This is a genomic window from Streptomyces sp. NRRL S-37 (genome assembly GCF_000721605.1).
Taxonomy (GTDB): Bacteria; Actinomycetota; Actinomycetes; order Streptomycetales; family Streptomycetaceae; genus Streptomyces.
In genome coordinates this window covers 63,322-84,270 of the sequence record NZ_JOIZ01000010.1, presented here as the reverse complement: position 1 = coordinate 84,270, position 20,949 = coordinate 63,322, and the positions used below count along the sequence as shown (strand labels likewise).

Sequence of the window (20,949 nt, the reverse complement as noted above, 5' to 3'; positions counted from 1 at the left end):
GACCTTCACCCAGGGAGAGGGAGACCATGTCCGCCACACCCACCAAACCGCCACCGGCGCTGCGTCCCTACCTCACCACCCGCCACGAACTGCTGTGGCAGGAGGCGGACGCCTTCGCGGCCGAGTACGTCGCACCGCGCGCCGTGCGGATGGAGGCCGCTCCGGGCAGGGTGGAGCGCAAGGTCGCCGAACTGATGGCCACGCGGGGCTGGTTCGCTGTCACCGTCCCGGCGGTCTTCGGCGGGTTGGGCGCCGGACACGTGGCCAAGACTGTCCTGGTCCACCGCATCGCGCGGGTCTCGGCGGCTGCCGCGGTCATCCTGCAGGCCACCTTGATCCCCGTGGGTGCCCTGCTGCACTTCGCTACCTACGAGCAGAAGAGCCGTTGGCTGCCCCGGGTCGCGGACGGTTCCCTGCTGCTGTCGATCGCCGTGACCGAACCGCTCGCCGGCGGACACATCGGCGGCATCGAAACCACCGCCGAACGCGTCGGCAACGAGTGGGTGATCACCGGCAGCAAGATCCACATCGGCAACTGCCACATCGCGGGGGCCCACCTCGTCGTCGCCCGCACCGCCGCGGCCGGCGTGAGCACCTCCCAGGCACTGACCGCGTTCATGGTCGAAGCCGACCGCCCCGGGCTTTCCGTCCCCGACCACCGTGCCGGCCTCGGCCTGCACGGCTTCTCCGCCGGCCGACTCGACCTCGACCACGTCCGCGTCCCCGACGACAACGTGGTCGGCGAAGTCGGCCAGGGCCTGGCCGTGGCACAGAGCAGCAGCATCCTCTACGGCCGCCCCAACCTGGCCGCCGTCAGCCTCGGCATCCACGAAGCGGTCATGGACACCACCACCACGCGGCTCAAGACCCGTCCCCGCTACCGGGGCGCCCTGTCCGACCTGCCCGTCCTGCGGGACCGCATCGGCGGCATGGAGGCCCGGCTGCGCGCCGGCCGGATACTCGCCTACCAGTCCGTGCACCTCCTCGACCAGGGCCTGCCCTGCGACGCGGACCTGATCAACTCGAAATACCTCGGGCACCTGTGGGCGATGCAGTCGGCCCAGGACGCCATGGAACTGCACGGCGCTCATGCCCTCGACCGCGACTACGTCCTCCAGCGCCTGTGGCGCGACATCCAGCACACCTACCCACCGGCCGGAACCGGTGAAGTCCAGCGCATACGCCTGGCCGACGCTGCCTTCGACGAGGACCACATCCAGTGGTCCGAACGCTTCGCCGCCGAAGCCGCCTGGGCACGACCCGGCCCCACGGCCGCATGAGCCCCTGTGCGCGGCACCCCGTGAATCCCCACCGCCGCGCACGGGCCCGTGCCGCCGGCCCCGTCCCCCGCGGGGACCGGCGGCACCCCTCCCAGTGACCATCCACCCAGCCGAGGAAGAGACACCGTGACCCCGCCCGTGACGACGGCCCACGCACCGATCACACCCCTGACGCCGACCCTGCAGCGCGTCGCCCGACACCTGGCCAATGGGCTCACGCCGAAGGAGATCGCCGCGCAGACCGGACTGTCGATCGTGACCGTCCGACAGTACGTCCGCGACATCCGCGAGAGCCTCCACTGCCCGCCCCGCTGCAAGCCCCCGGTGATCGTGCACCGCCTGTTCGCCGACCAGCAGGTGGCCCCGCCCACGGCCGACAGGCCGGCACCGATGCTCAGCCTGGACGAGCTGCTGCTGCTCCGAGCCGTCGCCGAGCACAGCGACGCCCGCGACATCTCCGTCGCCGCCAAGCTCGCCCCGGCCGACCTGCGCGCCGCACTCGACCAGCTCCTCACCGACACGGGCGCACAGGACACCACCCACCTGGTAATCCTGGCCCATGGCTGGAACCTGCTGACAGTCGAGCAGGCCCACGCGACGCGGAGCGGAGCGAACCAGTGAACCGGCCCCCGACTCCCCTGGCCCGCGGGGAGCGACCGGCTACGGCGTCGTTCGCCCCGGCACCCCTGGCCGCCGCATACGAGGTCCGCACGTTACGCACGGACGCCGAACGCGAGGAAGCCGCCGCCCTCGTGCAGGACCGGCAGCGCTGGCTCACCCTGCGCGGTCTCCCGGTACCCGCCCAAGCCGACATCCCAGCACTCTTCCGCAACCCGCAGAAGAAGCCAGCCGGCCTGTTCGAGGACGGGAAACTACTGGCCTGCATGATCCCCGAGCGCGCCCCCCGCTTCGGATGGGGCGAGGGCCCCTGCCTCCACCTGCACTGCGTCCACACCCTGCCCGACCAGCCCGACGACATCACCCGGCTGATCACCCTGTGGGCATCCGACTTCGCCGTCCGACTCGACCTCCCCCTCGTACGGGCCGAGACCCTGGCCCGTCACGGACTCGAAGCCGAGCCCACCGCCGCCCTGCTGCGTCGGCTCACCGACATGGGCTGGGACGTACAGGGCTCCGGCACTGGACGGGAGGGTGACCGAGTCGCCCGCCTGGAACTGGCTGCCGAGCATCGCTCCGGACTCCATGCACTGATCGGCTGCCGGGTCTACGAGCCGAAGGCAGCCCCAGACGATCGGGGCAGCGCGTGACGACCGCCGCACCACAGCGACCCGACCTTGCTCGCGAGCTGATCGCCCGCGCCCAGGCGTCGGCCGCGCACCGGGCCCGCCGACTGCGCAATCAGCTCAACGCCGTCCAACTCGGCCAAGGCCGACACGCCGACCACGCCAACACCAAGGTGCTGCGCCGCATCCTGGGCGAACACGAGTGGCCCGGCCACCGCCTCGTCGGCCCTGCTGCTGCCCGCGCCGCCTGGAGCATCGCTCTTCACAGCGACGACGAACCCGACTTCCAACGCGCCGCGGCCATCCTCTTGGAGCGTGCGGTCAAGTCTGGCGATGCACTCATCCAGCACTGGGCGCACCTGCACGACCGCGCTTTGATCAACAACAGGCACCAGCAGGAGTACGGAACCCAGCTCCTCCTTCGAGCCGACGGCATCGAACTGTGCCCGCTGCGCGCGCCTGAATCAGTGGACGAGCGAAGGGCCGGCGTCGGGTTGCCGCCCATCGCTGTCGCCCTGGAATCGGTCCGTCGCCGGTACACCTCGGATCGTCATGCCGAAGAAGCCCCGGCCGTCGTGCTTGCAAGAGCCGCATGAAGAAGCGGAACCCCGAAAACCTCACCAGCCGGACGCTCGTCCACAACTCCACATTCAGAAAGGACCGTTCCCTATGAAGCTCACCACGGCCGTCCTCGCTGCAGGCACCGCCGTCGCCTTCACCACCGCCGTGGTCGGAGCCGCCCGGCTCAAGCAGGACGCACGCCACCAGACCGAGCGCAACGAGGCGGTCCTCGCCCGGAACCAGCTCGACTGGCTGGCCCAGATGTCCACCACCCCCGATCTCACCAAGCTCTGGACGCCCGAGGGCATGGACGTCGAGGAGTACATGCAGCTGTTGAAGGCCAACCAGCTCATCTGCATGCTCAGCCTGCGCGACCGCCTCGGCTTCGTTCGTTTCGGGCACCTGCCGTGGTACGCCGCGCAGCTCATGGAAAGCGACGTCTGCCGACGATACTGGCGCCGGTTCGGCGACCTCCGCGCGCAGGAAGCCGAGGGCGACGAGCGCGCCGAGCATTTCACCCGGGTGCTGGACAAGGCCGCGAAGAACCACTCGCAGGCACGGCCCGCAGCAGCCTGACGGCACCAGATACCGACTCCCAGACGTCCTGGCCCAGGCGGTGTCTTCGCCCGCCACCGTCTGGCACCAAGCTCCGGGCCCCGACCGGGTCCCGGGATCCCGCACCACCCATCGCCACTAGGAGGCAAGCATGACCGCCGTGCAGACGGAGAGGCCGACCGCCCCTGTGCAGTCGGACCTGGCAACCACCACCGAGGCCGACCCGTTCGGACTCGACATCACCTTCATCGAGGGCACGCCGGCGACCGAGACGGTCCTGATGTGCAGCACGGGCGACACCTGCGGCAGCTCCTGCCCCAGCGCCTGCACCACCTCGTAAGCCGGGAGATCCCGGCAACGCGGGCCGGACGGGGCTCTCCCCGGCCGGCCCGCCCCGCCCGCCACGCAGAAGATGAGGAGAGCTCGGATGACACGGCATCGGCCCAGCCTGTACGAGGGAGCGGGGCAGGCCATGCTGCGCGCCGCGGTGCACACGACCGAGCCCGCCATGCCGCCCTGGCCGGCGACCACGGCGCCTGTGGAGGAGTGGCGCGCGTGGCTGAGCACGGTGTGGTCCGACACTGACTTCCGTCGGACCGTGTCGCAGGCGAGCCCTCACCTGGCGGCCCAGGTGCAGGCCATCATCGATGGCCGCACGCCGAAGGTGCGCAGGATGCGCCGGGCGGCGCTGGCCACCGCCCGCTACGCGATCCGCTACGCGCGCCGCTCCACGCCTTACGGCCTGTTCGCCGGCGTCGCCCCGCTCGGCTTCGACCAGACCACGTCTGTCCGCATCGGTGACGAGCATCAGGCCGTGGTCCGCCCCGATCCGGTCGGGCTCGATGAGGTGCTCAGCGCCTGGGAGAGCGACGCGGCGCGCATGGCCGACGCCGAGGTCTACGTCAACACCCTGATCTATCAGCGCGATCAGCACATCCACGTGCCGTCCGAGGGCGACGCCGAGTTCCGCCTCGCCCTGGGCTCCGCGCTGCGTCTCGTCCTCGACCTGGCGCGATCGCCGATCGGATGCCGCCAGTTGTCCGACAAGCTGGCCGCGGAGTTCCCCGCCGTGAGCGGCACCGCGCGCGACCGGCTGCTGGGTGAACTGTTGCGGGTGCGGGTGCTGCGCTCCTCGCTGCGCGCGCCCGCCACCGTCGCCGACCCCACCGACGTCTTACCGCCCGCGGCGCGCGCTCAGGCAGCCGACCTGCGGACCGCGTGCGACCTGCGGCTGGACGCCGATGTACAGCTGCCCGAGCAGGTGCTGACCGAAGTGGAGACTGCGGCGACCGTTCTGGCCCGCCTGGTCACCCATCCGACCGGGACACCGACCTGGCGGCGGTGGATCGAGCAGTTCTCCGAGCGCTACGGCGAAAACACCGCGATACCGGTGGACGTGGCCACGGATCCCGACCGGGGCGTGGGCTTTCCTGCAGGATTCGTGACGGCGAGCGAACCGCCTCGGCCGATGTCCCGGCGTGACCGCCTGCTGCTGGAGCTGGCCGGCACCGCCGCCGCCGAAGGCAGCCGCACCGTCGCGGTGACCGGGGCGATGATCGAGGAACTGGAAGCAGCGGCCGGCGCCAAACCTCACGATTTGGCGCCCCACCTCGAACTGGCCGCGCAGGTCCACGCGCCCTCTGTTCCGGCCTTGGACCGGGGCGACTTCCGGCTGCGCGTGTTGACCGTCTCCCGCTCGGCCGGATCGATGACCGGCCGGTTCTGGCACCTGTTCCCCGGCACCGAGACGGCGTACGCGAACCTGCCCACGGTCGATCCGCAGGCGGAACTCGCGCAGCTCTCCTTCCACGCCGGGCGTGTGTCGGCCGACCTGCTCACCCGCGCGCCCCAGGCCCTGCCCCGCGTCGTCAGCGTCGGCGAATTCCGCCACCCCGCTCCGCACGTCCTCTTCCCCCGCGACCTCTCGGTCACCCTCGCGGACGGCCGCCCCCAACTGGTGGAAACGGCGACGGGCAAGCCGCTGGAGCTGCTGGCCCCCACCGCCATCAACTTCCTGTGGAACAACTACACCCCGCCGATGGCCCGCTTCCTCGGCGAGATCAGCCGAGCCGCCTCCCCTCAGGTGACCTGGTTCGACTGGGGCGCCGCCTGGACCCTGCCCTTCACCCCGGCCCTCACCTACCGGCGCACCATCCTCACCGCCGCCCGGTGGAAGATCCGCAGCCGCACGCTGCCCGCCCGCACCGCCCCCATCCAGCAGTGGGCGGACCACCTCCATGCCTGGCGCTCTCGGTTCCGGGTGCCGGAGCAGGTTCTGCTCGCCGAGGACGACCAGCAGCTGCCCCTCGACCTCAGCCGCGACGTCGACCTGGACCTCCTGCGTGCGCACCTGGACGCCAACCCCTTCGGCATCGCCACCCTGCATGAAGCGCCCCCGCCGGACGCCGACGGGTGGATCGGCGGCCGGGCCCACAGCATCGTCGTCCCCCTGGCCAGGCGCTCATGACCACGACGACCGTGCCCCGTACGCAGGACCTGTCCGAGGGGCCCCTGGGGATGGCCCTGCTCGACATCGAGCGCCGTGACCTGTCCACCGCCCGCCGCCACCTCGCCCAGGCCACCGCCCGCGGGGTCAGCACCGGAAGCAACGCCAGCCTCTTCCACGGCGCGCCAGCCCTGGAGTTCGTCCTGGCACGCGCCCACGGGGCCGGCGACGACGTCCGCTCGGCCGTCGACCGCGTCGTGGATGCCCGACTCGCCGCCGCCCACCGCCGTCAGGCGACCGGCGTGCTGCCCCACCTCGCCGAATGGGACCTCATCCGCGGCCTGACCGGGCTCGCCGCCCTGCTGCTGTCCCGCCGCCCGATCGCGCCCCGGTTGCCTGACGTGCTCGCATGCCTCGTCTCGCTCGCACACCCTGCCCGCGGTGACGGCCGGATGCTGCCCGGGTGGTGGTCGGCGGTCGGCCCGGATGGGAAGGAGATGGCTGGCGGGCACGGCAACAACGGCATGGCTCACGGCATCGCGGGGCCCCTGGCCGTGCTCTCCCTCGCCCTGCGCGCCGGCGTCAGCGTCCCCGGCCAGGAGGAAGCCGTCGGCACGTTCGCGACCTGGCTCGACCGGCACGGCGCCCATTACTGGTCCACCGCAGCGCACCTGGACGCCGAACAGCCACCCGCGCCAAAGCCAGCCCGCCAGTCCTGGTGCTACGGCCAGCCCGGCATCGCCCGCGCCCAGCAGCTCGCCGCGCTCGCCCTCGATGACCCCGCCCGCCGCCAAGCGGCTGAGGACACCGTCGCTGCCATCCTGACCGACCCGCTGCGGCTCGCCCGCATCACCGACTCGACCCTCTGCCACGGCTGGGCCGGCCTGCTGACCCTCACCCGCGCGGTCGCCGCCGACAGCCCCGCACCCGCACGCTTCGCCCCCATCATCCAGGACCTACACCGACGGCTGGCCACCGACTGGGAGCACCTGCCCAAACCCGGGCTCATGGAAGGCCGCGCCGGCGCCCAACTCGCCCTGCAGGCCACCGACACCACCGGCTGGACCCGCGCCCTCCTGCTCAACTGACCCGCCCCGCCGCCTCGCAAGGAGATGACTCCTCATGCCCTTCGACGACGAGAACCTGCCGATCCCCGCAGACACGTCCTGGTGGCACGCCTCCGTGGCCTTACCCGACCAGCACGCGGGCGCCGCCCGGGCCCTGGCGACCGCGCTGTCCGGTCGCTGCTTCCACTTCCTGCGCAAGGACGCCGGCGTGCGCCTGCGCACCGAACAGCCCGCCACCGGCCTGCTGGACCAGCTCGTCACCGACCGCGTAATCACCGGCTGGACGGGCGGGATGTACGAGCCGGAGACCCATGCCTTCGGCGGTCCCGAAGCCATGGCCGTCGCGCACGACGTGTTCTGCGCCGACAGCCCGGCCGCGCTCGCCGAGACCGGCACCCCCGGCGCCCGCGAGCGCAGCGTGATGCTGCTGTCCGCCATGATCCGCGAGGCCGGGCTGGACCCGTTCGAAGCCGGAGACGTGTACGCCCAGTGGGCCGCCCTGCGGCCCCCCGTCACCCCGCCCCAGGGCCTCGCCCTCGAACAGGCCGCTTCCGCGATGCGGCGGCTGATGAACGCGGACGCCGCCCTGCGCCCCGACGCGGAGGCTGGCTGGGCCGAGCGCGTCGCCGCGTTCGAGGACGCCGGCCGCCGCCTGCGCCGGCTCGCCGCCGACGGCCGACTGATACGCGGAATCCGGGGCGTCATCGCCCATCACGCGATCTTCGCGTTCAACCGCGCAGGCGTGCCTGCCAACGCGCAGGCCGCCACCGCGTGGCTTGGTCGTCACGTCGCCTTCTCCACCGGAGAAGGAGCTGACGTGTCTACCCGCAAGTCCGCCTCCGCGGACCCTAGCCTCCCTCGAATGGAGACCACCATGACACCCGTAACCGACCCCAACCAGCTGCGCGAAGCCCTCGCCCAACGGCTCGCCAATAGCGGCCATTTGCGCAGCCAGGCGGCCATCGACGCCTTCCGAACCACCGATCGGCACGCCTTCCTGCCCGGCGTCGACCTGGAGAGCGCATACAAGGAGGACGCGGTCCCGATCAAGCACGACGAGCACGGGGAGATGATCTCCTGCATCTCCGCGCCGTCCATCGTCGCCACCCAGCTCGAACAACTCGGCGCCCAGCCCGGTCACAAGGTCCTGGAAGCCGGAGCGGCCACCGGCTACAACGCCGCCCTCCTCGGCAAGATCGTCTCCCCCGGCGGGCAGGTGTGGACCCTCGACGTCGACCAGGACCTCGTCGCCGGCGCCAGCCGACACCTCGCCAAGGCCGGCGTCGACAACGCCACCGCGGTGATGGCCGACGGCGCGGCCGGGCTGCCCGAGCACGCCCCCTACGACCGGATCATCTTCACCGTCGGCGCCGGCGACGTCCCCGTGAAGATCCTCGACCAGCTCGCCCCCGGCGGGCGCCTGGTCCTGCCGATGCGCATCCGCGGCAGCATCTCCCGCTCCTTCGCCTTCGAACGCGACGGCGACACGTGGAAGACCGTCTCCTGCGAGATGGCCACCTTCATCCCGCTGCGCAAGGGCGTCTGCGACGACATCTACACCCTCGTCCCCATGGCTGGCGACGGCAACGTCCGCCTGGAGACGTTCAGCGAGCAGGACGTCGACCGCGACGCCCTGCGTACCGTCCTCGACCAGCAACAGACCAAGGTCTACACCGGGGTGAAGTTCCGCCAGGGCTCGGCCTGGGAGTGGCTGTACCTGTACCTGGCCTGCGTGCTGCCCAATGGCCTCTCCCGCCTGCCGGGCCAGCGCCCCGGGTTCACCCCGCACTTCGGGTGGGGCTCCATGGCCGCCCTCGACGGCGGATCGCTCGCGTACCTGACCATCCGCGAGGGCGAAGACGAGAAGGGCCGGTACTGGGAGGTCGGCGTGATCGGCCACGGTAAAGGCGGTACCGACCTCGCCGAGCGCGTCGTGAACGAGATCCGCGCCTGGGACGCGACCGGCGGCAACGACGCCCCCGAACCGGGCTTCCGGATGGCCGTCGCCGACTCCCGCAACCGGCTGACGGCGGACGACCCGCGCTTCGTCGTCGACAAGCCCTACAGCCGACTGGTCGTCGACTGGGCGCGCAAGGGCTGAGCCGATGATCCCCGCGATAGCCAGCCGCATCCCCCTGGTCCGCCGCACCAAGGCGCCCGCGCTCCCGCTGCAGGAGCGCATCAACCACCTCACCGGGCTGACCGTCGCGCCCGCAGGTACGAGCCACCACGACCTGGTGGCCCGCGCCTGCGGGCTCCTCAACTACGCGGCGCTCATCGCCTCCGACGTCGGACTGCCCGGCTTAGCCGAGGATCTGTGCTGGCGCCAGCACCAGGTCTTCGCCAACGCCGGACGCCTCAGCGGACGGATTGCCGTCATGGCGCTGATGCCGCTCGTCAACCTCGCCCGGCTGCAGACCCGCGCAGGCCACGGCGAACTCGCCTACAGCTTGTTGCACTGCCTCAACGACGCCGCCCGGCACCGCAACAAGACCGACATCGACGGCCGCACCGTCGACCTCTCGCCCCTGACCGGCACGGACGAGGACCACCGCACGGTGTGCCAGGAGCTGTACGTCACCCTGCTCGTGGACGGCGCCCGCGCCCTCGCACGCATCGGACGGTGGACCGAAGCCGCCGACGCCATGGCCCAGCACCGCGGCATCGGCAACCGGCTCCTCGACGGCCGCCAGATCAAAATCATGGCCCTGATGGAGCAGGGCCTGGACCAGCAGGCCCGCGACCTGATCGACACCACCCAGCCCACGGAACCCTGGGAGATGGCCGTGGCCACCCTCCTGCGCGCTCACTGCCACCAGGCCGCGGCACCGCTTGCGCGAGCCGACGTCGACCAGGCCCAGCACGCAGCCGTCTCGCTCCTGGCCGATCCCGAACCCTCGATCGCCGTGTTCCAGACCCGGACGGGCCTGGCCGCCCTGGAACTCGACGCCAACGGGCCGCATACGAACGCGCTCCTCTCAGCTCTCACCGACGTGGCCCGCCTCGACGCCTATGCCGCGCGTGAAGTGCTGGACCACCCGACTATCCGGGCACTGCTCAGCGCCGAGCGGACATCTGCGCTCGGCTCGGTGGTCGCTGACGCAGGTCTCGGTGCCGGAACCCTGCCCGCGGATCACCAGCGGTCTCTGACCGAAGCCGTCACGCTCGGCGAAGCCGAGCTGAGGCGACTACTCCAAGACGACCAGGCGGCACCAGGCAATCCCCCGATGGAGGTACCGCAACCCACATGAGTGATCGAACGCAGCATCACAGCCCGCCCCGCCCGACCACAGAAGGAGAGAGCCCGATATTCGAATTCAGGTTCTAGATTTCGCCCGCGTCCACCCGTTACAGCGACGACCGACCCGCCGTTACCCGATCACCCGTCCGCATCTCAGCCCAAGGAGCCCCCGTGAATCCCGTACGCCGCCCTGCGCTTGTTCATCCCGCGTTCGAAAACATCACCGCTTCCTCGGGTACACCCCGGCACTCCGCAGCCGACCGCAGCGCTTCGTCCGCCCGTGGGTCACGACCGGATACGAGGTACCTGGCATGACCCACGCCGCCACCCACGGTCGGGACCGGCACACCGCCGGGTACCTGCCGCAGGAAGGTCGCCTGTGAGCAGGGAGCCTCACCTGCTGATCGCCGACGTCGCCCAGGTCCTGCTCCGGTCCAACGGCGCCGCCCTGTGCGTGCGCCGCAAACCCGACGCCGCCCTCGCACCGGGACAGCTCACGGTCGTGGGCGGCCACCTGCAGGCCGGTGAACCACTCGATCACGCCGCGCGGCGCGAAGCGCAGGAGGAGGCGGGCGTTTTCATCAGCGCTGAGCAGCAGGAATTCTGCGGCCTCATCCACCATCACGACGCCGAGGGCGGGCTGGATCGGATCACCTCTGTGTTCGTGGCCCAGTCGTGGACGGGTGAGCCGTACAACGCCGAGCCGGACAAGCACGAAGGGCTCTTCTGGGTACCAATGGAGAGACCCTCCCCGGACTGCCACGCCTACACCGCCACGATTTTCCACATGCTTACCCACGGCCCGTCCTACCGGGCCACCAACTGGCCTGCGGGAGGCGCCCGGTGAAGAGGTTCTTCGGTCCGGTCACGATGGCCGACCCGCAGGTCTCCGACGCCGAGCACGAGTTGTTCGGCGGGCCCCTGCGCTACGACATGGGCTGGTCCCAGCACGAGCACGCGACGTTGGACCTGACCATGATGTCGGCGCTGCGCTCCATGCCCGGCCTTGTCGGTGCGACGCTGCGCATGGCGTGGCAGGCCGACCGGCGTGCTCTGCTGTCGGTCGGGGTGAGCGAGGTCGGCCAGGGCATCGCCGCGGCCGCCGGCCTGCTGGCGATCAACGCAGTCATGCACGCCCTGCTCGCCGGCAGTGGCAGCGCCGCCGAGCGGCTGCACGCGCTGTTACCCGGCCTGCTGGCTGCAGCGATCATCGGCGTCGTCAACTCCGCCCTGTCCGCCTGGTCCACCTCTCGCGCCGGGCGGCTGGAGCCCAAGGTGGAGCGGATCGCCACCACGCAGTACCTGGCCGCCGCAGCCCGCGTCGAGCTGGAGGCCATCGACGATCCCGACTTCCGGCGGCTCGTGGACATCGCCCAGCACGGCCCCGGATCCGCCCGTCGCATGATCAGCTCCTGCGTCGCCGCGCTGAACGGCCTGATCTCCCTGATCACCACCGCCGGCGTCCTCGCTGTGCTGCACCCCGCGCTGCTGCCCATGCTGATCCTCATCGCCGCCCCGCGCGGCTGGGGCGCCATGCGGGTCGCACAGGAGCGGTACGTGTCGGTGATGAGCTGGATCGAGCACGTGCGGGCCAGCCGCCTGATCGGCAACCTGCTCACCGAACGCACCGCCGCGCAGGAAGTCCGTCTTCACGCGGTCGGCCCCTTCCTCCTCAGCCGCTACGAGCGCATGGCCGAGAGCGCCGAGGCAGAGCAAGAGCGCCTCGCCTCCAGCAAGGCCCTGACCGAATGGGTGGCCTCCGCACTGTCGGGACTGGCGATGGCCGCGACCTACGGGGCCATGTTCTGGCTGATCATGGCCGGGCACATGAGCCTCGCCGTCGCCGGGACCGCCGTCATCGCCGTACGTGCCGGCTCGGCGAGCCTGGGCGCGCTGGTCATGAACATCAACCAGCTCCACGAGGAGAGCCTCTACGTCCGCGACCACGGCCGTTTCCTCACCGAGGCCGGCCGGCGGACGCTGCCCGTCGGCGGTGCACCCGTACCGGAACGCGTCAAGGAAATCGTTCTCGATCAGGTCACCTACCGCTATCCCGACCGAGACACCCCGGCCCTGGACGGGGTGTCCCTGAAGCTGCCGATGGGGTCGGTGACTGCGGTGGTGGGCGAGAACGGCTCCGGCAAGAGCACCCTGATGAAGATCCTCTCCGGCATGCTCCTGCCTGAGACCGGCACGCTGCGCTGGGGCAAGGCGGACCTCACCGACCTCGACCGCGCCCAGGTCTTCGAGCGCGTCTCCCTGCTCACCCAGGACTTCCAGCGCTGGCCCGTGACCGCCGCGATGAACATCCGCCTCGGCCGCCCCAACCACCCGGCAACCGACGATGACCTGAAGCCCTCGGTCGACTACGCCGTCGCCGGCCCCGTCATCGCCAAACTCCCCGACGGCCTGCGCAGCCTGCTGGCCCGCATGTTCCGCGGCGCCATCGAACTGTCCGGCGGTGAATGGCAGAAAGTTGGCCTGGCCCGCACGCACTGGCGTAGCTCAACATCACAGGCAGACGGCGTCCTCATCGTGGACGAGCCGACCTCCGCCCTCGACCCCGAAGCCGAGATCGAAGCCTTCGACCGCATCCGCCGCCTCGCCGCCCCGAACCGGGCCGTCGTCCTGGTCACCCACCGCATGTCCGGCGTCCGCCACGCCGACCACATCTACGTCCTCAACAACGGGCACCTCGCCGAGCACGGCACCCACGACGACCTCATCGCCGCCCGCGGCCGATACGCCGCCATGTTCGCCGCCCAGGCCGCCCAGTACGCCCCCACCACGGCCATTCCCCACCCCGCCGCGCCCACCGTCCCGGACCAGGTATGACCCGCTCGACCGAAAGGCCCACCGTGACCACACCCCCCGTCGCCACGGACCTCGGCGAAGCCGCCCGCCTGCGCCACCAGCTGGCCGACCACCTGGCCGCCGCCGGACATGTCCGCACCCCTGCGGTCGACCACGCCCTGCGTACCGTGCCCCGCCACATCTTCGCCCCCGAGGTGTCTCTCGAAGCCGCGTACGCCAACGACATCGTCGCCACCCGCCATGCGCCCGACGGCCGAGTGATCAGCTCCATTTCCGCGCCCTGGCTGCAAGCCGACATGCTCGAAGCCGCCCGCATCCAGCCCGGCCACCACGTGCTGGAGATCGGCTCCGGCGGCTACAACGCCGCCCTGATCGCCGAACTCGCCGGCCCGACCGGGCACGTCACCACCCTCGACATCGACCCGGCCGTCACCGAGCGGGCCACCCACTTCCTCGCCGAGACCGGGTACGACGGCGTCCGCGTCGTCACCGCAGACGCCGAGCACCTGCCCGCACGGCTGATTCCGGACGGCGGCTTCGACGCCATCGCGGTCACCGTTGACACCTGGGACCTGCCCTGGATCGGCGCCCTGGCCGAAGGCGGCCGTCTCATCGCGCCGCTGCGGCTGCACGGCTACCACTGGGCCATCGGCTTCACCAAGGACCATGGGGCGCTGCTCAGCGACGAGCCGCTCATCGTGTGCGGCTTCGTCGCCATGCAGGGCGACGGCGCCTGGAACACGAACCGCCGCACCGTCCCCGGCACCGGCGTGCACCTGTCCTGGGAAGACGGCACCCCGCTACCCGTCGACCAACTCGCTCCCGCCCTCACCCGCCAGCCGACCGTCACCCGCACCGACATCACCGTCGGCGGCCAGGAACCGTTCGACGCCCTCATGCTCTACCTCGCTGGCGCCCTGCCCGGCTTCTGCCGCCTGGAGGTCGACCCCGACATCAACAAACGAGTCCTGAACCCGCCGCCCCAGCACTGGCCCGGCGCCGCCATCGTGCGCGGAGCCTCCCTCGCCCGGCTGGCCCATGAGCGCATCGGCGACGGAGATGACGGCAAGGGCCGGTACGAGTTCGTCGTCCACGGCTATGGCACCCAAGGACACGTCGCCGCGCAGGAGATGGCCGAGCAGGTGAAGTACTGGCAGCGCAACCACCGCGGCGCCCGCTGCCCCCGCATCACTGCCTACCCGGCAGCCGGCCGTGCCCCGGCGGACACGGACCACCAACCGCACGTGTTCGCCAAGAAGCACACCCGCATCACCCTGGACTGGCCGATCGTGCCCAACAGCACTGGGAGCCGCAGCACCGGATGAACGGCGGTGCCCTCTGAGCAACCCTCGCCGGCACGCTGCACACCCTCCCGTCCATCGTCTCGGAAGGCAGAGCTACGTGACCTCTCCCGTGTCCTCTTCGGATCACGTCTCAGCGCGTGCCGCTGTGCCCGCAGAGCAGTACGCCGCGTCCCGCCATACCGCGTGGCTCGGTGCCGCCGCGATCATCACCAACGAGGTTGGTCAGGTCCTGCTGGTGCGCCCCACCTACCGCGAGGACGGCTCGTGGCTACTGCCCGGAGGTGTCGTCGAACTCGGTGAACACCCACACGTCACCTGCCGGCGCGAGATCACCGAGGAACTGGGCCTGGATCTGCCGCTGTCGGCCGTACTCGCCGTCCACTCCTTCTCCGCGCACCACCCCGACCTTCAGCTCGGCACGCACTGTCCTGGCGAGGTCCGATTCGTCTTCGACGGGGGGTCCCTCACCCCTGGCCAGATGGAGGCGATCCGCTTGCCGCGCGAGGAGCTGTCCGAGTACGCCTTCTTGGAGACCCGGGACGCGGTCCAGCGGCTGCGCCCCGTGGACGGGCAGATCATGCTTGCTGCCTATCGTGCCCGGCTCGGGAACACCGCCACCGCGCACCTCGCCGACGGACGGCACATTCTCGACGTCCCGGCGCTGGACCGGCACGACGTCCACGTCCGCTACCGGCCCTTGTGGAACAACCCTCTCCACCGCAGTTCCGTGCCCGAGCGGCTACCCGTGCAGCAAGCCTGGGCATGGTGCTTCGTCCCCGACGGCCGGGTCGTCCTGGTGGCCGACCCCGGCCCGCGGGGCGCGCTGCCGATGCTGCCCGGCGGCACCGTGGAGAGCACCGACGCGACGCCCGAGGACGCCCTGCACCGCGAAGCCGCTGAGGAAGCCCAGCTCACCCTCACCGATCCGGTGCGACTGGGCTGGGTGCTAGACGAGATCGGCGAGGTCTACGGAGGCGTGGGGCCCAACGCCCGGCTTCGCCTGACCGCCCGGGTCACCGCCATCGGTCCAACAGCCGTCGATCCAGCCACCGGCAGACCCTTCGCCCGCCTGCTCGCCACCCCCGCCCAGGCAGCCGCCCTGCTGGGCTGGGGCCCGCCCGGAGCCCAGCAAGCCCAGCTCGCGGTGGACACGGCACGGGAGCGGTGGCGCCTGCCCACCGCCCGCGCCACCGCCATCGAGGAGATCCCGGCGGAGGGGATGCGGCTGAGCTGACCCGAACCCGCCCCGTCTCGCCTCCTCCCGCTCCGCACTTCTCTGAGGTAGCCCTCATGCCGTTGTCGCACCGCCACATCCTCACCACCGTCGATGCTTACCTCGCTCGTCACCCTCACGAGCGCGAGCAGCTCGGCGGACTCCTGGACGCCCTGGACCGGACCGGTCACGACATCACCAGCCGTTCCTCCTTCACCGGACACGTCACCTGCAGCGTGATCGTCGTCGACCAGCTCGGCCGCGTCCTGCACGTGCTGCATCTGGCGAGCGGAAAGGTCCTCGCCCCCGGCGGACACACCGAGCCCGCTGACGAGTCCCTGGCAGCAGTGGCGCTGCGAGAGCTGCACGAGGAGACCGGGATCCCGCCCCAGGCCGTCACGCCGTGGCCCGGCTATGAGACGGTGCCCTTCGACATCGACACCCACGACATCGACGCCCACCCAGGCAAAGGCGAACCAGGCCACCAGCACTTCGACTTCCGGTTCCTCTTCCGCCTGCACACCGCGCCCGAGACGCCGGTGGTGCTGCAGGAAGAAGAGGTCGGCGGCATCGAGTGGCGCCCGGTGGACCGGGTGACCTCCCTGGCCCTGCGCGACAAGCTCCTCAAGCTCCCGCTCCAGGTCGGACCGGAGACGGCCAACGCTTCCGCCCTGATCTACAACGACCGCGGCGAGTACCTGCTCCACCTTCGCGACTACTTCCCCGGCCAGATCTGGGAGCCGGGCATGTGGTCCCTGTTGGGCGGAGGCCGAGAGCCCCAGGACGCAACCCTGGAGCACACCGTCCGGCGCGAACTGGCCGAGGAAGCCGGCCTCGACCTCGCCGACCTGACCCCCTTCGGCACCGAGTACGCCACCGACGACGCCGGCACGACCGTGCCCATCGCCATCTACGCCGGCCGGTGGAACGGTGACCCCCGCGAACTCCAGTTGACCGAAGGGGTGATGCTGGCCTGGTTCGCCCCCGACAACCTCCACCGCCTGCGCATCGCCGACACCACCAGCGACCTCGTACGGCGCCACGCCGCCAGCCGCCCGGTCAGCACCACGCCGCAGAGCGAGCTCGCAGCGCAGAAGGCGCGTCGCCCAGCTTCGCCACACGGCACGGTCCTCAACGTCATCGGTGTCCACCTCTACCTGGAGCGGCCTGACGGGACGGTGCTGCTCGGGCTGCGCCACCCCGACTCCATCTTCGCGCCGTCCACCTGGCACGTCCTGGCTGGCCACTGCGAGCAGGAGAACGCCATCACATGTCTGATCAGGGAGGCACGGGAGGAAGCCGGTCTGCACATCGAGCGCCAGGATGTCGAACTCGTCCACGTCGTCCACCACATCGACAAGGCCGGGGACCGGCCCCGCATGGGCCTGTTCTTCCGCGCCCGCGCCTGGAGCGGCGAGCCGGAGCTGCGTGAGCCGGACAAGTGCACCCAGTGGAGATTCTGGGATCCCGCCGCCCTTCCCGACGACCTCGTCCCCTACACCCGGGTGGCCATCGCGAAGATCCAGAACGGCGAGCTGTACAGCGAGACGGGCTGGCCGGCATGACCGGCACCCCGAGCGGCGCACCCTGCCGCGTGTCCTCTGCGACTGCGGCCGGGCGTCCGGACACCCGCCTCGTAGTCATTCGCGGCAACTCGGCGTCGGGCAAGTCGAGCGTGGCCCAGGGCCTGCGAGACCACTACGGCCGTGGTGTCGCGATCGTAGGGCAGGACGCGATCCGCCGGAACGTGCTGCGGGAGCATGACACGGCGCGAGGCGCCAACATCGCCCTTCTGGGCAGGATTGCCCGCGAAGCACTGGACGCCGGCTTTCATGTCGTGCTCGAAGGGATCCTGTACGCCGACCGCTACGGCCACATGATCACGTCTCTGGTACGGGATCACCGCGGTGTCTCCCGCTGCTACTACCTCGACGTTCCGCTGGAGGCGACGTTGGTACGGCACGCGTCAAAGGCGGATGCCGCGTACCTGGCGCACGTCACCGACAACCACCTCGCCTCCTGGTACCGGGAGCTGGATCTGCTGCCCGGCGGTCTGGAGAGCATGATTCTGGCCGACAGCACGCTGCAGGACACCGTCGCCCGGATCGTGCGCGAAACCGATCTGAACGCTGCCGCCCCCACCCCGCCGCCTCAGCGCAATCCGTCACAGGGAGACTCAATGACCCCTCTGGTGTTGATGTCCGATCCGCAGGTCGCGGCGATCCCCGTGCGCGAGTGCGGAGAGCCGCTCGTCGACGTGCGCGACCACGACTTCCGCGTCGACCCCCGCAAGCGAGACCCGCTGGGCGCGTTCGCCCACGTCCGCGAGGGCGTCCTGGGCCGGCTGAAGCACGCCCGCTCACTCCTGCCCGCTGGCACCGACCTGCTGTTCATCGAGGGCTACCGGCCGCTTCCCCTCCAGCAGCGCTACTTCACCGAGTACCGCGACGAGCTGGCCGCCGCCCACCCTGACTGGACACCTGAGCAGCTGCACCAGGGCGCCAGCCGGTACGTGTCGCCGCCAGAGATCGCGCCTCACTCCGCGGGCGCTGCCGTGGACGTGACCCTCGTCGACCAGGACGGCCACGAACTCGATCTCGGCACCCGTGTCAATGCCTCCCCGGAGGAGAGCGACGGGGCCTGCTTCACGCATGCTCCGAAACTTGGCGATCTCGCGCGCCACCACCGCACGCTGCTGCTCAACGCCATGGAGGGCGCAGGTTTTACGAACTATGGGACGGAGTTCTGGCACTTCTCGGTGGCGGACCGGTACGACGCGTTGACGAAGCAGGAGCCGCACGCGCGCTACGGACCGACCGAACTGCCTTAGCACGGCAGCGGACTCGTCCACTTCCTCGCCACGCATCCGCTCCCAGCCAGGCAGGCAGGAACGCGGCCACCGCTCCGTGGACGGTCGCGACTCCACGACCGCGACGGACGGAAAGCATCGAACGGAGGCACGAATGTCTGACGACACCCAGCAGGCGATTTCAGGCGTCCCAAGCCCAGCGGGCGCAGACGTACCGCCCGAGCACCACATGCACCTGCTCGGGCGGTACTACCGGCAGGTGGAAGCAGGGCGCAAGACGATCGAAGTGAGGGTGGCCACCCCTACCAAGCGCACCGTCGCCGTGGGCGACACGGTCGTCTTCCACGACCGGGATACCGGGCGGGAACTCGACGTCATCGTGCAGCGGATCACCCCGTACCCCTCCTTCGAGGACCTGCTCCGCTCCGAGGACACTGCGCGGATCGACTCGGGCGGGCCGCCCGGCGAGCTGCTCGCCAACCTCCGCGGCATCTACCCGCCGGCCAAGGAAGCCCTCGGCGTTCTCGCCCTCGCGTTCGACCACCGCCCCGCCCGGCCCGGCCACCCCATGCCGATGACGGCCGAGGAGTACACGCAGACCGTCCCCCACCACACGGTCTACGGCTGCCTCTACATCCGCGACGAGCACGACCGGCCCATCCAGCTCCGCTCGGTCTACGGCTCAAGACTCTGGCAGTTCCCGGGTGGCAACCTGGACGCCCCAGGCGAGGACCCCCTGCAGACCGCCCGGCGCGAGGCGATCGAGGAGACGGGCCTCGAACTCGGCCTGGGAACGCCGAGGCTGCTCCTGACGCACTTCCTGCACGCCGGGCCGCGCCTGCCACTGAACAAGGTGGGGCTCATCTTCGACGGAGGACGGCTGACCGCGGACCAGCTCGACCGGATCCGCCTCGACCCCGCCGAGCACGACATGTGGGCCGTCCACGACCTCGCCACCTGGCAGGAGCTGATGGCGCCGCGCGCCTTCGCACGCCTCGCCGCCATCGAACGAGCCCGGCGCGGCGAAGGCCCCGCGTACCTGATCACGCACACCTGACCCCCAGCACGCCCACCCAGGAGGCAACCGTGCCCGCCGAGGACACCAACACCCGGGCCTGGCAGATCTACGGCCGGCGCCAACTCGCCCGCGCCCACACCCCACCCATCCCCGACCGGCTCGGCTGGACGCCCTGGGAAGGAATCGGACCGGGAGCAGAAGTCCTCGGCGACGTCACCGGCCGCCGCGTCCTGGACATCGGCTCCGGAGCCGGCCACCACGCCGTCCATCTGGCCCAGGCTCACGGAGCCCGCGTCACCGGCATCGAGCTGTCCCCGACCCAGCACGAACGCGCCGTCTCCGCCCACGCGGACGTTGACGGCGTGGAGTTCGTCCAAGCAGACGTGACCGAGTACCTGGCCGGAGCCGAGCCGTTCGACGCCGCGTACGCGATCGGGACGCTCGCCTTCATCGACCCGCACCGCTCGCTGCCCGCACTGCGCGACGGACTGTGTCCGGGCGCCCCCTTGGTCCTCTCGTTCCTGCACACCGACCTGCACGGCCGCGGTCCATCCACGGAAGTGGCGCCGCGCGAGCAGATGATCCTGCTGCGCGACGACCCGCCCCTGCCGACACAGATGTGGGTCCTGGCCCCGCAGCTGTGGGAGGACCTACTCACCGAGTACGGCTTCCGTGTCGAGGCCATCGACCTGTTCCCGCACCCCGACGAGAGCGCCTCGGTCATTCAGCAGCTCATCCGCGCCCGGCGCCTTCCCGACCGGTCCACACGCGTCTCCAGCCGACCCCGCAGCACCCGAGCGCCGGCCGCCCACGCGGCCGTCGGCGTCGGAGCGATCCTGCTCAGCGAGCAGGGCATCCTCTTGGGCCGGCACCGCCGCGGCACCCTCGAACTGCCCGGTGGCAGCGTGGAGGCCGGGGAATCCTTCGAGGACGCGGTCGTTCGCGAACTCGCTGAGGAATCCGGTCTAGTCGCTCGGCCCGGCGACGTGAGTCTCCTGGGCACGCTCGTCGACCGCGTCGAAGGTGTCCTACGGGTCACCGTCGGTGCGCTCGTCCACGCCTGGCAAGGACAGCCGGCCACGCAGCCGGGCGAGAGTGTCGGCGACTGGGCGTGGTACCCGCTCGATCAGCTCCCCGACGGCCTGTTCGTGTGCAGCGCCCAGATCCTCACCGCCTGGCGGTCCGACTTGCCCATCGACCACCCGCCCGCGCACTTCACGCGTTTCGCATCCGGACCAGCGGCCACGCCGGGCAACGGCCCGATCTGAACGCCGGCACCGACGAACCTGTCGCGCCACCTCAGCCTTGCCGTCGAAGGAGACAAAAGTGGGCGCGGGTGTACTCGTGGAACTCTGGGTATTCGCCGAGGAGCACGAGGGCGCGCGGGGATGGGCCCC

At 70.9% G+C, this 20,949-nt stretch carries 18 protein-coding genes; all 18 read left to right on the top strand.

What is annotated here, in order from left to right:
- Positions 1-26 precede the first annotated feature (26 nt).
- The 18 genes from IH50_RS0116595 to IH50_RS43315 all read left to right on the top strand — a co-directional run bounded on the left by IH50_RS0116595 (position 27) and on the right by IH50_RS43315 (position 20,820).
- Entirely contained in the window at positions 27-1,280 is a 1,254-nt protein-coding gene (locus IH50_RS0116595; protein ID WP_030862022.1) for an acyl-CoA dehydrogenase family protein, read from the top strand.
- A gap of 126 nt (positions 1,281-1,406) precedes the next feature.
- The gene (locus IH50_RS0116590; RefSeq protein ID WP_037872481.1) at positions 1,407-1,901 is read left to right on the top strand and encodes a LuxR C-terminal-related transcriptional regulator; all 495 of its coding nucleotides are present in this window, start codon (positions 1,407-1,409) and stop codon (positions 1,899-1,901) included.
- Positions 1,898-2,548 (top strand): hypothetical protein, encoded by a 651-nt coding sequence (locus tag IH50_RS0116585; RefSeq protein ID WP_107062069.1) that lies wholly within the window; start codon positions 1,898-1,900, stop codon positions 2,546-2,548. The genes IH50_RS0116590 and IH50_RS0116585 overlap by 4 nt, the downstream gene beginning before the upstream one ends.
- Positions 2,545-3,120, top strand: a complete 576-nt coding sequence (locus tag IH50_RS0116580; RefSeq protein ID WP_030862015.1) for a DUF6624 domain-containing protein — start codon at positions 2,545-2,547, stop codon at positions 3,118-3,120. Before IH50_RS0116585 ends, IH50_RS0116580 begins: the two co-directional genes overlap by 4 nt.
- A 73-nt stretch (positions 3,121-3,193) precedes the next feature.
- On the top strand, positions 3,194-3,661 hold the full coding sequence (locus IH50_RS0116575) for a DUF6082 family protein (RefSeq protein WP_030862013.1): 468 nt from the start codon (positions 3,194-3,196) through the stop codon (positions 3,659-3,661).
- A gap of 130 nt (positions 3,662-3,791) precedes the next feature.
- Positions 3,792-3,980: an FxLD family lanthipeptide gene (locus tag IH50_RS0116570; protein WP_030862011.1), complete on the top strand. Its 189-nt coding sequence runs from the start codon at positions 3,792-3,794 to the stop codon at positions 3,978-3,980.
- A gap of 87 nt (positions 3,981-4,067) precedes the next feature.
- Positions 4,068-6,107, top strand: a complete 2,040-nt coding sequence (locus IH50_RS0116565) for a lantibiotic dehydratase family protein (RefSeq protein WP_234328177.1) — start codon at positions 4,068-4,070, stop codon at positions 6,105-6,107.
- Positions 6,104-7,174 carry a lanthionine synthetase C family protein gene (locus tag IH50_RS0116560; RefSeq protein ID WP_030862008.1) on the top strand — a complete coding sequence of 357 codons (1,071 nt, stop codon included), beginning with the start codon at positions 6,104-6,106 and terminating at the stop codon, positions 7,172-7,174. The genes IH50_RS0116565 and IH50_RS0116560 overlap by 4 nt, the downstream gene beginning before the upstream one ends.
- Positions 7,175-7,208: 34 nt before the next feature.
- Complete coding sequence (gene fxlM / locus IH50_RS0116555; RefSeq protein WP_030862007.1) at positions 7,209-9,254, top strand: methyltransferase, FxLD system; 2,046 nt, start codon at positions 7,209-7,211, stop codon at positions 9,252-9,254.
- Positions 9,255-9,258: 4 nt separating this feature from the next.
- Entirely contained in the window at positions 9,259-10,404 is a 1,146-nt protein-coding gene (locus IH50_RS0116550) for a hypothetical protein (RefSeq protein WP_030862005.1), read from the top strand.
- A gap of 369 nt (positions 10,405-10,773) precedes the next feature.
- The gene (locus IH50_RS0116545; protein WP_030862003.1) at positions 10,774-11,241 is read left to right on the top strand and encodes an NUDIX domain-containing protein; all 468 of its coding nucleotides are present in this window, start codon (positions 10,774-10,776) and stop codon (positions 11,239-11,241) included.
- Positions 11,238-13,229, top strand: a complete 1,992-nt coding sequence (locus IH50_RS0116540; protein WP_030862001.1) for an ATP-binding cassette domain-containing protein — start codon at positions 11,238-11,240, stop codon at positions 13,227-13,229. Before IH50_RS0116545 ends, IH50_RS0116540 begins: the two co-directional genes overlap by 4 nt.
- A gap of 23 nt (positions 13,230-13,252) precedes the next feature.
- Positions 13,253-14,533, top strand: a complete 1,281-nt coding sequence (fxlM, locus tag IH50_RS0116535; protein WP_158801252.1) for a methyltransferase, FxLD system — start codon at positions 13,253-13,255, stop codon at positions 14,531-14,533.
- A gap of 124 nt (positions 14,534-14,657) precedes the next feature.
- Positions 14,658-15,746 carry an NUDIX hydrolase gene (locus tag IH50_RS0116530; protein ID WP_234328176.1) on the top strand — a complete coding sequence of 363 codons (1,089 nt, stop codon included), beginning with the start codon at positions 14,658-14,660 and terminating at the stop codon, positions 15,744-15,746.
- Positions 15,747-15,802: 56 nt separating this feature from the next.
- Positions 15,803-17,290 carry an NUDIX domain-containing protein gene (locus IH50_RS0116525; RefSeq protein WP_030861996.1) on the top strand — a complete coding sequence of 496 codons (1,488 nt, stop codon included), beginning with the start codon at positions 15,803-15,805 and terminating at the stop codon, positions 17,288-17,290.
- A complete protein-coding gene (locus IH50_RS42600; RefSeq protein WP_234328175.1) occupies positions 17,287-18,555 on the top strand; it encodes a M15 family metallopeptidase in 1,269 nt (422 codons plus the stop codon). The genes IH50_RS0116525 and IH50_RS42600 overlap by 4 nt, the downstream gene beginning before the upstream one ends.
- Positions 18,556-18,688: 133 nt before the next feature.
- Complete coding sequence (locus IH50_RS0116515; RefSeq protein ID WP_030861992.1) at positions 18,689-19,591, top strand: NUDIX domain-containing protein; 903 nt, start codon at positions 18,689-18,691, stop codon at positions 19,589-19,591.
- Between the two features lie 29 nt (positions 19,592-19,620).
- Positions 19,621-20,820, top strand: coding sequence for a bifunctional class I SAM-dependent methyltransferase/NUDIX hydrolase (locus IH50_RS43315; protein WP_037872479.1), 1,200 nt, complete (start codon positions 19,621-19,623; stop codon positions 20,818-20,820).
- Positions 20,821-20,949 lie beyond the last annotated feature (129 nt).

What these genes read in the sequence shown, in the direction of transcription:
- IH50_RS0116595 (WP_030862022.1), top strand. Translation starts at nt 27, where the DNA reads ATGTCCGCCACACCCACCAAACCGCCACCGGCGCTGCGTCCCTACCTC.
- IH50_RS0116575 (WP_030862013.1), top strand. Translation starts at nt 3,194, where the DNA reads ATGAAGCTCACCACGGCCGTCCTCGCTGCAGGCACCGCCGTCGCCTTC.
- IH50_RS0116570 (WP_030862011.1), top strand. Translation starts at nt 3,792, where the DNA reads ATGACCGCCGTGCAGACGGAGAGGCCGACCGCCCCTGTGCAGTCGGAC.
- IH50_RS0116565 (WP_234328177.1), top strand. Translation starts at nt 4,068, where the DNA reads ATGACACGGCATCGGCCCAGCCTGTACGAGGGAGCGGGGCAGGCCATG.
- IH50_RS0116560 (WP_030862008.1), top strand. Translation starts at nt 6,104, where the DNA reads ATGACCACGACGACCGTGCCCCGTACGCAGGACCTGTCCGAGGGGCCC.
- fxlM (WP_030862007.1), top strand. Translation starts at nt 7,209, where the DNA reads ATGCCCTTCGACGACGAGAACCTGCCGATCCCCGCAGACACGTCCTGG.
- IH50_RS0116550 (WP_030862005.1), top strand. Translation starts at nt 9,259, where the DNA reads ATGATCCCCGCGATAGCCAGCCGCATCCCCCTGGTCCGCCGCACCAAG.
- IH50_RS0116525 (WP_030861996.1), top strand. Translation starts at nt 15,803, where the DNA reads ATGCCGTTGTCGCACCGCCACATCCTCACCACCGTCGATGCTTACCTC.
- IH50_RS42600 (WP_234328175.1), top strand. Translation starts at nt 17,287, where the DNA reads ATGACCGGCACCCCGAGCGGCGCACCCTGCCGCGTGTCCTCTGCGACT.
- IH50_RS0116515 (WP_030861992.1), top strand. Translation starts at nt 18,689, where the DNA reads ATGTCTGACGACACCCAGCAGGCGATTTCAGGCGTCCCAAGCCCAGCG.